The 14,399-nt window shown below is 43.2% G+C and carries 13 protein-coding genes; 6 read left to right on the top strand and 7 right to left on the bottom strand.

Translation table 11 applies throughout. The features are described from left to right. Nucleotides 1–30: 30 nt before the first annotated feature. The 3 genes from ACOJR9_RS13425 to ACOJR9_RS13415 all read right to left on the bottom strand — a co-directional run bounded on the left by ACOJR9_RS13425 (nt 31) and on the right by ACOJR9_RS13415 (nt 2,616). Nucleotides 31–885, bottom strand: a complete 855-nt coding sequence (locus ACOJR9_RS13425; protein ID WP_420933444.1) for a ThiF family adenylyltransferase — start codon at nt 883–885, stop codon at nt 31–33. A gap of 11 nt (nt 886–896) precedes the next feature. Beyond that, entirely contained in the window at nt 897–1,715 is an 819-nt protein-coding gene (locus tag ACOJR9_RS13420) for a PEP-CTERM/exosortase system-associated acyltransferase (RefSeq protein WP_420933443.1), read from the bottom strand. Between the two features lie 148 nt (nt 1,716–1,863). Further along, nucleotides 1,864–2,616 carry a YdcF family protein gene (locus tag ACOJR9_RS13415; RefSeq protein ID WP_420933442.1) on the bottom strand — a complete coding sequence of 251 codons (753 nt, stop codon included), beginning with the start codon at nt 2,614–2,616 and terminating at the stop codon, nt 1,864–1,866. Here ACOJR9_RS13415 and ACOJR9_RS13410 point away from each other — a divergent pair. The 6 genes from ACOJR9_RS13410 (at nt 2,588) to ACOJR9_RS13385 (ending at nt 7,530) form a co-directional block, all read left to right on the top strand. Next, nucleotides 2,588–3,424 carry a S1 family peptidase gene (locus ACOJR9_RS13410; RefSeq protein WP_420933441.1) on the top strand — a complete coding sequence of 279 codons (837 nt, stop codon included), beginning with the start codon at nt 2,588–2,590 and terminating at the stop codon, nt 3,422–3,424. The two genes, ACOJR9_RS13415 and ACOJR9_RS13410, sit on opposite strands and share 29 nt — an antisense overlap. A gap of 215 nt (nt 3,425–3,639) precedes the next feature. Then, on the top strand, nt 3,640–4,209 hold the full coding sequence (locus tag ACOJR9_RS13405; RefSeq protein ID WP_420933440.1) for a twin-arginine translocation signal domain-containing protein: 570 nt from the start codon (nt 3,640–3,642) through the stop codon (nt 4,207–4,209). A 19-nt stretch (nt 4,210–4,228) separates the two neighbouring features. Then, nucleotides 4,229–4,453, top strand: a complete 225-nt coding sequence (locus tag ACOJR9_RS13400) for a hypothetical protein (RefSeq protein ID WP_420933439.1) — start codon at nt 4,229–4,231, stop codon at nt 4,451–4,453. A 17-nt stretch (nt 4,454–4,470) separates the two neighbouring features. Beyond that, nucleotides 4,471–5,379 carry an HprK-related kinase A gene (locus ACOJR9_RS13395; RefSeq protein WP_420933438.1) on the top strand — a complete coding sequence of 303 codons (909 nt, stop codon included), beginning with the start codon at nt 4,471–4,473 and terminating at the stop codon, nt 5,377–5,379. After that, nucleotides 5,379–6,506, top strand: a complete 1,128-nt coding sequence (locus ACOJR9_RS13390; protein WP_420933437.1) for a nucleotidyltransferase family protein — start codon at nt 5,379–5,381, stop codon at nt 6,504–6,506. The genes ACOJR9_RS13395 and ACOJR9_RS13390 overlap by 1 nt, the downstream gene beginning before the upstream one ends. A gap of 7 nt (nt 6,507–6,513) precedes the next feature. Further along, nucleotides 6,514–7,530, top strand: coding sequence for an NAD-dependent epimerase (locus ACOJR9_RS13385; RefSeq protein ID WP_420933436.1), 1,017 nt, complete (start codon nt 6,514–6,516; stop codon nt 7,528–7,530). 20 nt (nt 7,531–7,550) lie between these two features. Here ACOJR9_RS13385 and ACOJR9_RS13380 read toward each other — a convergent pair whose 3' ends face one another. The 4 genes from ACOJR9_RS13380 to ACOJR9_RS13365 form a co-directional block, all read right to left on the bottom strand. Continuing rightward, nucleotides 7,551–8,441 (bottom strand): patatin-like phospholipase family protein, encoded by an 891-nt coding sequence (locus tag ACOJR9_RS13380; RefSeq protein ID WP_420933435.1) that lies wholly within the window; start codon nt 8,439–8,441, stop codon nt 7,551–7,553. A 229-nt stretch (nt 8,442–8,670) separates the two neighbouring features. After that, nucleotides 8,671–10,854 carry a malate synthase G gene (locus ACOJR9_RS13375; protein WP_420933434.1) on the bottom strand — a complete coding sequence of 728 codons (2,184 nt, stop codon included), beginning with the start codon at nt 10,852–10,854 and terminating at the stop codon, nt 8,671–8,673. A gap of 255 nt (nt 10,855–11,109) precedes the next feature. After that, nucleotides 11,110–12,054, bottom strand: coding sequence for a LysR family transcriptional regulator (locus ACOJR9_RS13370; RefSeq protein WP_420933433.1), 945 nt, complete (start codon nt 12,052–12,054; stop codon nt 11,110–11,112). A 404-nt stretch (nt 12,055–12,458) separates the two neighbouring features. Further along, nucleotides 12,459–14,054, bottom strand: coding sequence for an isocitrate lyase (locus ACOJR9_RS13365; protein ID WP_420933432.1), 1,596 nt, complete (start codon nt 14,052–14,054; stop codon nt 12,459–12,461). Nucleotides 14,055–14,399 lie beyond the last annotated feature (345 nt).

Below are 14,399 nucleotides of genomic sequence, written 5' to 3'. Positions count from 1 at the left end.
CGTAATTAGTTTGTAAAAAATTACGACACTCTATTTATAAACTAGTTTACTCGCTATTTTGAGTTTCAGCTTTTGTAGCAGACCGCGATTTCCCCAATACAGCGTAGTGACGACATACTTATTCTTATAAGCATCAAAATGCTGTGCTTTAGGAGCTTGAACCACATTTCCTCTATTCAACAATAACTTTACCACGTTAGTGCCAGTTATGCCGGCACACAACTTAACGGCCATCGCCACAGAGGGCCCTTTTTGTTCCTTAAAGTTTGCCGCATCCGGCACCACTAAGTATTCTCGTTGAAGCATTTTAGGCGAAAGACCAACCAAAAACTTCAAAAGCTGCTGGTCTTCGTCCTCTCCATCATGCATATCAAAATAATCGTCAAAGCTCATGCTAGAGGAAGTAAAACACAGTACCGAACTGCCCATGCCCAGAGGTGCAGCAGTGATAGCCGGAATGTTATTGTGTTTACAATAGTTGAATATTAGCCGGCGAATTTTGATCACAAAAAAATCAAGACTATCAACGTAAATATCAACGTCATCGAAAAATGCTTCAAGATTACTTTCCGTAACTCCTTCATTGAATATTTCAATGTGGCAATTCGGGTTGATGTCTTTTAGTACTGAAGCAAGAACCGACACTTTAGGTTCATCAATCGTTGAAACAAACGCCCCAGCTTGTCTGTTGAAATTGTGAACTTCAAATGAGTCAAAGTCGGCGATAGTAAATCGTTCAATACCCAATCTTGCGAGGGTTACCGCGTGTTCAAATCCAACGCCACCAGCCCCTGCAATGGCCACTTTTTTTGATTTAATGAGGCTTTGTTCGTCTTCGGTAACCCAGCCAATATTTCTTGAAAATGCTTTTTTATAATCAAACATTACTTTGGGCCTTATTGACAGTTATCAATCGTACTTTGAATATCACTTAGCATAACCTTGAAGGTGGGTTTAAGGCTTTTGTACAATAGTGATGGGTTGATGTAAAACGGTGCTCGCTTGCCATGATAGTCCACCGTAGGGCCAATCTGCTCAAAATTAATACCCACAAAACGCATGCTTCGTGCCAACCGTGGTTCCATCATTACGTAGGTATGTTTAATGTCTTCTCTAATAACCAGAGCAGCGGCAGAAAAATAAAGACCGATGGCAATAAATGGAAAGCATCGTAACTCATCTTCCGAGTAGGTTTCTTCGTTAATAACACCCAAAGCGGCCCCGGAAAAGCGATCCATCTCACGTTTTCTAAATTCCTTAGGAACAGCCAGTCGAGATATTTCGCATATTTGTTTTCTATCGAATAGTGATGGATTTAGGGTTTTATGCGTAATTGAGTCAAGACAGTATTTTTCTATTGGTAACAAGTGACTGTCGAGGTGTGGTCTCACCAGTCTAACCGTACCTGCAAAGTGATTAGAGCGCTTGTGCCTGATAAGGCAGGCTGTTGAAAAGTTATCAAACTCGTCAGTTTCAATGTTTGATGGATTGACCGCTTCGAAACCCAATTCTTCGCAATACACCTTGTGACGAATATTATAACTGGAGTGTCTAACTTGTTCAGTTTCCGCCACAACGGGCGCCAAAAAATCGGAAAAATGGCGTGATATATACTTCGCTTCTTGAAGTTTCTCATAACCACCAAGTGCCCTGCCTAACTTATTGTTGGCACCTACGATATTTTTGACTATTCCAATAATTGATTTGTTGGGCACTGAGTTTGTTTTCCGAAATTGTAAATATGTACGAACCTAGCGAAATTTATCTTAACCCTATCTGTCCAATCTCACTAATGGACAAAAGTATAATATCGCATAAGTATAGAATGGTTTCGATATTTGTCTTCTCATATTAAAGAACTAACTAATGAATTAGCCAGTGTTTTATGCGCGCACCATATTCATATATTGCTCTTTCCACGCGCTGCATTGCATTAGTCGAGGGGCGTTCAACAAAAGGTGAAAGTGAACCTGAACTGTGATAATCAACGGGGGCACTGTACACCTTTTTACAATATGCCTTTAGCAACTGTCTTGTTCTATCTATATGTGTAGCCGATGTAACGAGAACAACGTCACTTTCATTGAGATATTGTTTAACTGCTTCCACTTCACTCGCGGTATCGGTACCCTGTGGAACCATAATCAACTGGCGTTCGTCAATACCTAACGAACGCAATAACGCATGGGCTTTTTTTGCATAGTTGACCGTAGGGTCGTGAAGGAAGTTTCCTCCTGTGACGATAATGGGGATGTTGAGTTCTCTGGACAATTGACTTGCTCTTACAAGCCGTTGTAAAGAACAAGAGGACCACCGAGACATTTCTGAGACATTACCAGCGGTAGCGTAATAGCAGGCAGGAGTGAAAATATACGTAGCGCTAGCCTTTTCGCTGTTTATCGTTTGGTTTTCGGTGTTATGCTCTAGAGGATAGAGTAATACATCGGCAGTGTATGGTTGAGACGCAACTAAAAGAACGAATAAACCACTAGCGAACAACATTTTTCTCCATTTCTGTGCGCCAACAATTGCAGATAGGTAAGAGGCGGCAAACAATATGCACACTAAACTGAGAGGGGCAGATACAATGAAAAAGATATCTTGCAATATATTCACGGTGAGTAATATCCAGATGTTTAATTGGCTGAAGCACTCAATTCACTCTTTTGCGCTCCTTTTACTCAGTATTACTATACTTATGGCTTCCGCATCAAGTCTTGCGTCAGACCAAGAGCAATTTCCTGATGTGGTATCCCGTGTCACGAAAAGCACGTTGGCCATTGCGATTGACGCACCTATCAAACATGCAGCTCCCCGCGTGTTAGGCACGGGCTTCGTGGTAGACACAGGTGAATATGCGATTACTAATTATCACGTGGTGTCTCAAGTGCTAGACCCGACCATAGTAGAAAACTATGTGGTATTGAGTGGAGAGGGGACAAAAGTAAGAAAGATAAAGGCTGAGATTGTAAAGATAGATCCAAAGCATGACCTTGCGTTATTGAAATTGTCAGAAACACTTGAACCGTCGGTTTTATCAAGTAATGAACTTCTTCCTCCGGGGACAGACGTTGCTTTTACCGGATTTCCGATTGGCGCTATTCTTGGTTTATATCCAGCAACGCATAGAGGGTACATTTCTGCTATCACGCCGGACGCTATACCGGCGAGAAATGCAGACGAACTTACCATTGCGATGATGAAACGATTGCAGTCGACGAGCTTAATCTATCAGCTCGATGCTACTGCTTATCCCGGCAATAGTGGTAGCCCGGTTTATGAGCCTGATACAGGTAATGTGGTTGGTGTGATTAATAAAGTGTTAGTTAAAGATACAAAAGAAAGTGCTTTGTCTTCCCCCACAGGGATTTCGTATGCGGTTCCCATAAAATATGTTCGTGAATTACTCGAACGTGAGCGTTGAGTCGATACTGGTAAAAGCAGTGAAGTTTGGCTATTATTTCGCTTGTCACAAAGATTAAGCTAAATATTGAACAGTTGTGTTAGATAGTGTCAGTATATTTAACGCTTTATTAATCACTGTTCCCAACCCTTTGTAAATATTGGATTTTTAGTGTGGCCTGTAAATTGCTTGTCACTGGGCAATAACAGTGGTTGCCCTAATTGTAGAGAATGTGTATGAAGTCCCCAAAAGTAAACACGGATATTGAGTCGAGCGCCGATGTTTCAAAAGCAAATTCGCGCAGACAGTTTATAACAAAAGCTGCCGCCGGCGGTGTGGTTGCAACGTTAGCCTCCAAAACCGCTTGGGCGGGTAATTTTGGTGGTGCTACTGGGTGTTCTGTCTCGGGCAATTTGTCTGGAAATCTCTCACAAGCAAAAGACTGCAGCATCGATTCTGTAAAAGGAATTGACCCAATTACCTGGCACCATATCTTGGGAAACAGGCACAAACGTCAACAATTTAATGTCAGCAATAGTCGCTGGAGAGATATTTTCCCGCATAAACAACCATTTGGATTGGGCAATAGTTCGAATACAAGGATCAGGGACTTTCTTACTAGGCAGTCGTCGAAATACTCAGAGACAAATGAAGCACTGGTTGTTGCATATTTGAATGCGGTGAGCGGTCAATATCCTCTTCCCTCTGGAGTTTCTGCCGAAGCCTACGTTAATGATCTTTACGATGCTATCAACGTCAAATTCTCGGAAGGTCAGATAGTTAACGCTGTTCGCGCTACGTATTAGTTCAGTGGTTGTTAGCGGCTTGCTTAGCATATTTTTTTCTACAGATGGTTCTGGAACCCTTGTTCACCATCTGCCGTCGTACGGTGTTTTTACGTTTTCTGAACAATTTACGCCGATCCTGAGAAAAATAGATTCTGTTCCCTTGGTGGATTTACTCAAGCCAAGCTGCGAGTATCACGATGTTCCCACCGAGGTGCTTGATGAGTTCAAGGCGGTGCTCGAGTTGAACGGGTTGCTTGAGTGAAGGTAGGATTGTAAACATTGCTTTTATCTGACTTGTCTAAAGCCGATTGTTACACTGCGCTCAAACATAACGCGCTTACTGTTGATTTTGGTGTCGTTAAGGTTAATGTTGGAACGTCGTTAAAAGCGGTAAGCGATAACTTCTTCGAACTCTACAAAAATTATGACGTGAGCACTGATAGCGACTGGTTCGACTTTAACATATCAGTAAAGCAGCCGAACAACGTGAGGCGTTTCTACAAAAAACAGGCTGTATTTAAACTTGACGACCACATTCCTTTCAAGCCTCTTCCATTAGCGCACGCCTACCCTCTACTTGAATGGGGAATGAACTGGTGCGTTGCTAATTTTTATCATAATTATCTCATTTTTCATGCAGCTGTTTTGGAGAAGAATGGAAAAGCAATTATTTTTCCTGCTCCACCTGGTTCTGGTAAAAGTACGTTATGCGCTTACCTTGCTATGAAGGGGTGGCGATTGCTGTCGGATGAAATGGCGATAATAGAGCTAGATTCATGTAAAGTGCGTCCTTTTGTTCGACCTGTCTGCTTAAAAAATAACTCAATATCTTTAGTGAAGGGCTGGTTTCCTGACGCTCATATATCCAATATAGCAGTAGACACTCAAAAAGGAGACGTAGCACATATGCGTCCTCCCTGCGAAGCTGTGAGCCGCAGGCATGAGACTTGTGATATTTTTGGTGTTGTTTTTCCTAAATTTGAAGCCGGTGCGCAAACAGAAGTATTCCAATTATCGCAAACCAATGCATTGTGTCTATTACTCGAAAACGCATTTAACTTTGACTTATTTGAACATGCTGCCTTCGACATGCTTTCAACACTCATACCTAAACTCATGTTGTTAGAGGCAACCTACAGTAATATTGAAGAGCTTAAATCCTTACTTGACGAACAGGTTGCGGATTAATGGGCATCTGTTTTCAACATGTCATCGGCGAGATTATAGTCAATCGTCATTGTCCAAACTTAACATTAACACAATGGCGTGACCTAATTTTAGTAGCCAGAGCACATGCACTTTTGCCAAGAATTGCGGTTACCCTACTTAATTCACATTGCAGCAGTAAAGTCATACCCGAAGAGGTTAACGCGCATTTACTGGCTGCAAAAAGACATGCCCGTCTATTTCATAATCAAGTGAAAAGTGAAATTGATATTATCAACAAAATATTATCGAGTTCTTTAGAGCGAAATATTATTGTACTCAAGGGCGCGGGATACGTGCTGGCTCACAATCCCGCTGCCTCAGGAAGAATTTTTGCAGATATCGATCTTTTAGTCTTACAGTCCGATTTACACATCGCTGAAACTACGTTGCATCTTTTTGGTTTTTTATCGACCTCTGATTCTGACTACGACCAAAAGTACTATAGAGAGTGGGCGCATGAAATTCCCCCTCTACGCCACTTAAAACGAGGCACTGTACTTGATGTGCACCACAATATTGTTCCAGTAGTGAGTGGGCGTGCTCCTGATATAACCTTTTTTCTTGACTCAACAGTAGAAGTGAAAAAGGGGGTAGATGTTCTTAGACCATCAGCAATGTTTCTTCATTCTGCCGTTCACTTGTTCTTTGGCGAAGCGTTCAACAATGGGTTTCGAGATCTCACCGATCTCTCATTACTTCTCGATGAATTTAGTGACGATGAAGACGAATTACGACACCTTATCCACCTTGCTGATAAAACAGGCTTTGAGAGGGAGATGTACTTTGCCTTTCGATACCTTAATAAAATATTAAACAAAGAGACGCCGAAAACGATATTGAGCGAGCTTTGTGATTTTCGAATTTCTCAGTTAAAACTAGCGGTCCTTGATTTTATGTTTTGCAAAGTACTTGCTTTAAATCACCGGTTAGTTCAAGTACGTTATTTAGGACTGGCACAAAATCTTGTATTTATTCGTGGTCATATGCTTAAGATGCCGATAAAAATTTTAGTGAAGCACTCTATTTCTAAACTTTGGCGGTTTTGCATAGAGTCTTTAGTCGGTGATATTGATAAGTCGATGGACAAGAAACGGAATAATCTTTAGGAATTCTATGAAAATTTTAGTAACCGGCGCTGCGGGGTTCATTGGTGCAGCCGTATCACAGTATCTTATTAATCGTGGTGATGACGTTGTCGGGCTTGACAATATTAACGACTATTACGATGTTAACTTAAAGCATGCTCGTTTGGCACATATTAAGGCGTCTGATGCGGCATCACGCTTCGCTTTTATCGAAATGGGTGTAGAAGAGCGAGAAAAAATGACCGCGCTGTTTGAAGAACACAAGTTCGATAGAGTGGTGCATTTAGCAGCGCAGGCGGGAGTGCGATACTCACTGGAAAATCCGAACGCCTATGTAGATTCAAATATAGTTGGCTTTGTGAATATTCTTGAAGGGTGCAGGCACAACAAGGTTGGTCATTTAGTGTATGCCTCATCTAGCTCTGTATACGGCGCTAATGAAACTATGCCATTCTCAGAGCAGCACAATGTAGACCATCAAGTGAGCCTTTACGCAGCATCTAAGAAAGCCAATGAGCTTATGGCGCACACTTATAGTCACTTGTATAACTTGCCCACCACAGGCTTACGCTTTTTCACCGTATACGGTCCATGGGGCCGCCCTGATATGGCGCTGTTTAAGTTTACCAAGAAGATCTTAGAAGGCGATACTATTCAGGTGTACAACTTCGGTAATCATCGTCGCGATTTCACTTATATTGATGATATTGTTGAGGGGGTTATTCGGTCACTTGATAACGTGGCATCGCCAAATGAGGCGTGGGATGGTAAGCAACCCGATCCAAGCACCAGCAAAGCGCCTTATAAGGTCTATAATATTGGCGCTCAAACGCCAGTGCACTTGCTTCGCTTTATTGAAACCTTAGAGGAAGCGTTGGGTGTAGAGGCGAAAAAAGAGCTGTTGCCCATGCAGCCTGGTGATGTGCCAGATACCTACGCCGATGTGTCTTCATTGGTTTCAGACACGGGCTATCAACCAAAAACGACTATCGACAAGGGTGTGAAAGCGTTTGTTGAGTGGTATCGAGATTTTTACAGCATTTAAATGCAAACTTACTCGGTTAGCTAGTAGGGCAGCACCTTGCCATCTTGCCCGCTGTTCTGTTCATTAGTTTGTATATAGCCCGCGTATTTTTTCGGCAAAAACTTTCTTGTTGTAGAGTACCCAAGGTCGAATAGCGTGTTTTTTATCTCTGGTGTTAACGAAAAGTCTACAGCAGAAATTTCACCCGTGTTCACCACAACGGTATTGTGCCAATAGCGCGCGTTAACGTATTCTCGAGATATAGCGGTCATAAACGTACGAATAAGCATGCTAACGTATTGGGGTAACTGTAATACATTCTTTTTAATTATCCGGCGTTTTTGCATGGTGCTTTGCAGGCGAAAGCATACCGAAGGTGTGCCATCCCCCTGCCAATCTTCAAAAAGGGCGTCCTCAGATAGTATGGCGCCATCCACTAATAAATGGTCTTTAAAGGGTTTGAACGAGAAAATAAGGGGAATAGACATTGAATAACGCACCGCTTCAGAAACTTTCATGTCTGGCGTTGTTGCTCGGTTAAACAGCACAGGGCCGCCGCCATTTACATCGGTAGCCAATATATTCAGTGCCATTGGCATGTCTGAAAAAGTAGCGCCTGCTAATTGCTCGTCAATCCATTGTTGAAACACGTCTCCTGATGATAGGCCTCCTTCTCGAAGCAATCTAAACAGGCTGAATTCGGTAAATTGCTTGAAGTCGGTATTCAGCGCGAGTTCACGCATTTGTTCAACGGAGTATCCTTTTGCAAAAAGCGACGCAACAATAGAGCCTCCTGATACGCCAACCAGTGTTGAAAACTCTACGTTCATATCTTGCAGTGCTTTGATGATGCCAATATGTGCACTAAGACGAGTGCCGCCACCAGAAAAAATGGGAACAATACGTGTACTAGGGGCCGTTGCTATTGCCATACTTCTCTCTGTTTTAATTCATATGTGATAGACGGAGTGTATTGGATAAATAGTGGTAATAACTGCATCTATCGAAGGCAAAACGTGAGCATACTTTAAGCATTGTTTAAGCATAGTGTAGACAGGGTAAATCACCACTAATTATTTACTTTTTATGTTATTACTCTTTGCTTTACAAAGAAAAAACGGGTGCTTAAAGGCACCCGCTCGTCATCTTGCATTAATGGTTTTATTGTTGTGCTAGCTTCGCTTTCATTTCACGACGTTTTGCATGCAGTAGAGGCTCAGTGTAACCAGACGGTTGCTCTTTACCTTTAAATATTAAGTCGCTAGCTGCTTGGAAGCCGATAGAATTTTCCAAGTCAGGCGTCATTGGAATATATTCAGCATCGTCGGCATTTTGCTCGTCTACTAATACAGCCATGCGAGAGAGTGACTCTTTAACCTGATCAACGCTTACAATGCCATGCTCTAGCCAATTGGCTATGTGCTGCGAAGAAATACGCAGCGTGGCTCTATCTTCCATTAAGCCCACATCATTAATATCAGGCACTTTCGAACAGCCTACACCTTGATGCACCCATCGAACAACGTAACCTAAAATTCCCTGAACATTGTTATCAATTTCACGCTTAATGCCCTCACGAGTAAGGCTAGACGTATCTGCTAACAGCGGAATGGTGAGAATGTCGTTTAAACCGTCGAAGTGTTCGTCTAACTGTTTTTGTACGTTAAACACGTTTACGTCGTGGTAATGAAGGGCATGCAGCGTTGCCGCAGTAGGAGAGGGCACCCATGCGGTGTTCGCCCCCGCTTTTAAGTGTCCAATCTTCGCGTCCATCATATTTTGCATTTCATCAGGCGTTGGCCACATGCCTTTACCTATCTGAGCCTTACCAGACAATCCGCAGCGTAAACCTACCGCAACGTTTGCGGTTTCGTAGGCTGTAATCCAAGGCATTGTCTTCAATGTTGCCTTTTCAGCAAAAGGCCCAGCTAACATAGAGGTGTGTATTTCATCGCCGGTGCGATCTAAAAAGCCGGTGTTGATAAACACTACGCGAGATTGTGCTTCGGCAATACACGCCTGCAAATTCACGCTGGTTCTGCGTTCTTCATCCATGATACCCATTTTAAGCGTATTGCGCGGTACATCGATGATGTCTTCAATACGCTCGAATAATACGTTGGAAAACGCCACTTCTTCTGGCCCATGCATTTTGGGCTTAACAATATACACGCTGCCCTCACGACTATTTTTATACTCGCTGTTGCCGAGTAAGTCGTGCTTTGCGATAAGGGAAGTGATGAGTCCATCCATTATACCTTCAGGCACTTCTTCGCCATCAAACAACATGGCATTGTTTGTCATTAGGTGACCCACGTTGCGAACGAACATCAAACTTCTACCTGAAAGCACCAGTTCACTTTGAGACTGCACGTGCTTTGACGGGTGATAGATGCGGTCGCTATGCATGGAGCGCACTATACTTTTCCCCCCCTTTTGCATTTCAACACTCAATGTGCCTTTCATTAGCCCTAGCCAATTGCTGTAAACCAACGTTTTATCTTCAGCATCAACGGCTGCAACCGAGTCCTCACAATCCATAATGGTGGTTAGTGCAGCCTCAACGAGAACGTCTTTTACATTGGCAGAATCGCTTTCGCCAATAGGATGGGTGGGGTCTATCTGAATTTCAAAGTGCAGGCCATTGTGCTTAAATAGCAGCGCAGATGGTGCGTTGATGTCGCCTTGATAACCTTGCCACTGCTCGGTATTGGCAAGGGGAGTTTCATCTCCATCGGTAAGTTGAACCGACAGCTTCCCTGTTTCTATTTTGTATTTTACTGCGTCTGCATGACTCCCCTTGGCAAGGGGGATCATTTTGTCTAAGTAGGCTTTAGCTTTTTCAACCACCTTTGCGCCGCGAACCGGGTTATAGGCTTTGCCAGGCTCTGCGCCATCTTCGGTACCAATCACATCGGTACCGTATAACGCGTCATAAAGGCTGCCCCAACGAGCGTTAACCGCATTGAGTGCGTAACGGGCGTTGTTAATAGGCACTACGAGTTGCGGCCCCGCCATGGTGGCAATTTCAGCATCTACGTTTGTGGTGGTCGCTGCAACATTAGAGGGCTGCTCTACAAGGTAACCAATTTTTTTTAAAAAGGCAGTATATTCATTACCAGGCGCAGGGTTTCCTGCCTTATGAAAATCGTCGATTGCGCGCTGCAGCTGTTCACGCTTTTCGAGGAGTGCGCGATTTTGAGGAATGAATTCTGCAAAGAGTGCTTCAGCGCCTTTCCAAAATGATTCTGGCTGAACCTGTGTGCCTGGGATGGCCTGATCGTTAATAAAGCTGTTAAGTTGCTCTGCAACCTGCAATCGACCGTGCGTGATATATCCTTGCATAACTACCTCTATACATTTGATTTACTAGCAAAGGTTTTACTAGGTGAGTATTCGTATTACGTATTTACTACATATTTAGAACGTTAATAGTCTTAGTGTAGTGCGTATAGAGATAGTTTTTTAATTTATGGTTTGTATTGTTGCCATAGATTTTGTGAATTATTGTGCTAGCACTGTTGTTTGTCGCTTTGCTTTACTGTTTTTTCTCTGTCTTTTGCTGCCCTTCAGTGACTTTTTTGTGTTGTGGCTTTGTTACTAAACGGCATTCATTTCACTCGCTACATCGCTTATTAATCGGCGTAGCCAAATATGACCCGCGTCGTGATGCAGCAGCGCACTCCACGCCATTTTCAGGGCAATTGGAGGAATATCAAACGGCGGCTCTTTTATCACCACGTCAGGGTCGTGCTTGAATAGCTTGGCTGCTTTACTTGGCAGCGTTGCAATAAGCTTCTGTTTTTTCGCTATTTGAAGCGCTGCGTGATAGTGGCGTGTAAATACGCGAATAGCCCGCTGCTTCCCTATCTTTGTGAGTTCTGCGTCTACCCAGCCAAGCTTCTGAACTTCGGTAGGATCGATGCCTACGCCTACGCCGAAACCTGTCTTACTCACCCAAATGTGTTGTGCACTTAAGTAACTTTCTAGATCGCAACGCTGTACTAAAGGGTGATCAGCACTCATTACGCAGCTAAAAGTGTCATACCACACCACCTTTTGATGAAATGAAAGAGGCAGTTCGTCAAAGCGGTTTATCGCCATGTCTACCTTGCCTTGCTCTACGTCATGAAAAGTCACATCGCTCGGTGTAATTAAGTCTAAGGTAATATTGGGCGCTAATTCGGCTAAACGGCCTACAAGCTCGAGCAACAGCGTGCTTTCGGCGTAATCACTTGTCATGATACGAAAGGTTCTCTCGCTGGTGAGCGGATCAAACTCGGTTTCTGGCTGAATGGAGCTTTCTAAGCGGCCAAGTACGTCGCGAATAATAGGTTGAAGTTCTAATGCTCGCTTGGTGGGCGTCATACCGTCGCTGGTTCGCACTAAAAGAGGATCTTTAAACAGGTCGCGAAGACGCTTTAAACCGTTACTCATGGCCGGCTGTGTAATACTCAATTGGTTTGCCGCTTTTGTTACGCTGCCTTCTCGCAATAAGACATCTAAATAAACCAATAGATTAAGATCGACCTTCGCTATATTCATTGCTGTAATGCTCTTTCTGAAGATGATTAAAGAAGTGTATTGTAAAGTGTTTTTTGTCTATTGTCAGATAAGCGTTTAGTCTTAGGTGAAGGGGGGGTGTAATTTCAAGTTTATGATTTTTAGGTTTAATTTATATTTTTTGTATAAAGTGGCTTGTTGCTCGGCTTTTTGATAATGAAAGTATTAAAAAAATACCATAAATATTATGAATAACTGAAAACATACCACGTCGTTACGAGTGCAAACACGGGACGCTTTTATGCATAGGCTTGGTGCTGCTGTTCCTATAAGAAACGGGTTGTGAACTACCCAGCGACAGTAAATCACTGTATTTTTTCGCTAATCAATAGATAAAAAAAGGGCACCCTGAGGTGCCCAATAAAGGAAAGGTTGGGAACTTTCCGTTAAACGTCGAACTGGTTCATGGTGTTATCATCACCCGATGCTTTCAGCGCCGCATCGCCAGAGAAGTACTCTTTATGTGTATCACCTAAATCTGAACCTGCCATTGCTTGGTGTTTAACACATGCAAGGCCTTGGCGAATTTCTTGACGTTGAACACCGCGTACATAAGCAAGCATACCTTCTTCACCAAAATACCCTTTCGCCAGGTTATCAGTAGACAACGCTGTAGTGTGGTAAGTTGGAAGCGTGATTAGGTGATGGAAAATACCGGCTTCGCGAGCAGCATCTGCTTGGAAGCTCTTAATTTTCTCATCAGCTACAGCAGCAAGCTCTGTATCGTCGTACTCTACTGCCATTAAGCCCGCACGGTTATAAGAAGAAACGTCTTTACCTTCTTCGCTCCACGCGTCGAATACTTGCTGGCGGAAGTTAAGCGTCCAGTTAAACGACGGTGAGTTGTTGTAAACCAGTTTTGCGTTAGGTACTTGCTCACGGATAGCGTTAACCATTTCCGCGATTTGACCTACGTGAGGTTTTTCAGTTTCAATCCAAAGAAGATCTGCACCGTGTTGAAGCGAAGTAACGCAGTCAAGTACTACACGATCGAAACCTGAACCGTCTTTAAATCTGAATAAACCGTTTGGTAAGCGCTCTGGCTTAACCAGCTTTCCGCCTTGTTTAAGAAGCAGGTCGCCTTCGTTAACATCGTCAGCGCCGGCAACGTCGGTCGTTTTAAGGAATGCATTGTACTGAGCGGCTAGGTCGCCTTCAGATTGAGATACAGGTATTTTTTGCGTAAGACCCGCACCTAATGAGTCGGTGCGAGCAACAATAACACCGTCGTCTACACCTAGCTCAAGAAACGCGTAACGCACAGCGTTAATTTTTGCTAAGAAGTCTTCATGAGGAACGGTAACTTTACCGTCTTGGTGACCACATTGTTTTGCGTCAGATACTTGGTTTTCAATTTGAATACAGCATGCACCCGCTTCAATCATTTGCTTCGCTAGCAAGTATGTCGCTTCTTCGTTACCAAAGCCTGCGTCGATATCAGCAATAATAGGCACAATGTGCGTTTCATAGTTTTCAATTTCTGCTTCAATTGCTGCAACGTCGCCGCCGTTCGCTTTTGCGTCGTCGAGTTTGTGGAAGAGGTCGCCTAATTCACGTGCATCGGCCTGACGAAGGAAAGTGTATAGCTCTTCGATAAGTGAAGAAACCGATGTTTTCTCATGCATTGATTGGTCTGGAAGAGGACCGAATTCAGAGCGAAGCGCTGCTACCATCCAACCTGACAAATACAAGTAGCTTTTGCTCGTAGTGCCCTGATGTTTTTTAACTGACAACATTTTTTGTTGTCCAACAAAACCGTGCCAGCAGCCTAACGATTGAGTGTACTGTGAAGAGTCGGCGTCGTAATCTGCCATGTCTTTACGCATGATGGCCGCTGTGTAACGAGCGATATCCAAACCGGTTTTAAAACGATTTTGAAGCTTCATGCGAGCGGCGAATTCTGGATTAATACCTTCCCATGTGCCATTTTGTGAAGCTTTTAAAGTAGCGAAGTTATCAATATCTTGTTGGTATTGCGACATGAGCGTCTCTCCCGTCTATGATTATGTTTTTACGTTAACGCGTTTTTGTTTAGCTTGCCTTTCGTTCGTCACTATTCAGCTGTAGGGCGTTTCCGTGAGTTCCATTTCATCCTAGTGCGGTTATCGAAATAATAAAAATATATATTTTGCATTGCCGTCATTTATTTTGTGAATGATATTTGTGTTTATTGAGGGTTTATTGAGGGGTTATCGAGTGTTGCTTTGAGATACATTCAGCAAAGATCCATTATCTTCAATAAATAGGCAGATATTGCTGTTTAACGCTATCTTTAAGAGAGGGACAAAAGGGGGCGATACAAATGGACGTGGTGTTTGATATAAGAA

Origin of the sequence: Alteromonas ulvae (genome assembly GCF_048987005.1) — a bacterium.
GTDB lineage: Bacteria > Pseudomonadota > Gammaproteobacteria > Enterobacterales > Alteromonadaceae > Alteromonas.
This window is presented reverse-complemented; position numbering and strand designations above follow the sequence as displayed.

Excerpts from the sequence above, each read along its gene's own strand:
- ACOJR9_RS13425 (WP_420933444.1), bottom strand. The coding sequence starts at position 885 with ATGTTTGATTATAAAAAAGCATTTTCAAGAAATATTGGCTGGGTTACC.
- ACOJR9_RS13410 (WP_420933441.1), top strand. The coding sequence starts at position 2,588 with ATGAAAAAGATATCTTGCAATATATTCACGGTGAGTAATATCCAGATG.
- ACOJR9_RS13405 (WP_420933440.1), top strand. The coding sequence starts at position 3,640 with ATGAAGTCCCCAAAAGTAAACACGGATATTGAGTCGAGCGCCGATGTT.
- ACOJR9_RS13390 (WP_420933437.1), top strand. The coding sequence starts at position 5,379 with ATGGGCATCTGTTTTCAACATGTCATCGGCGAGATTATAGTCAATCGT.
- ACOJR9_RS13385 (WP_420933436.1), top strand. The coding sequence starts at position 6,514 with ATGAAAATTTTAGTAACCGGCGCTGCGGGGTTCATTGGTGCAGCCGTA.
- ACOJR9_RS13380 (WP_420933435.1), bottom strand. The coding sequence starts at position 8,441 with ATGGCAATAGCAACGGCCCCTAGTACACGTATTGTTCCCATTTTTTCT.
- ACOJR9_RS13375 (WP_420933434.1), bottom strand. The coding sequence starts at position 10,854 with ATGCAAGGATATATCACGCACGGTCGATTGCAGGTTGCAGAGCAACTT.
- ACOJR9_RS13370 (WP_420933433.1), bottom strand. The coding sequence starts at position 12,054 with ATGAATATAGCGAAGGTCGATCTTAATCTATTGGTTTATTTAGATGTC.
- ACOJR9_RS13365 (WP_420933432.1), bottom strand. The coding sequence starts at position 14,054 with ATGTCGCAATACCAACAAGATATTGATAACTTCGCTACTTTAAAAGCT.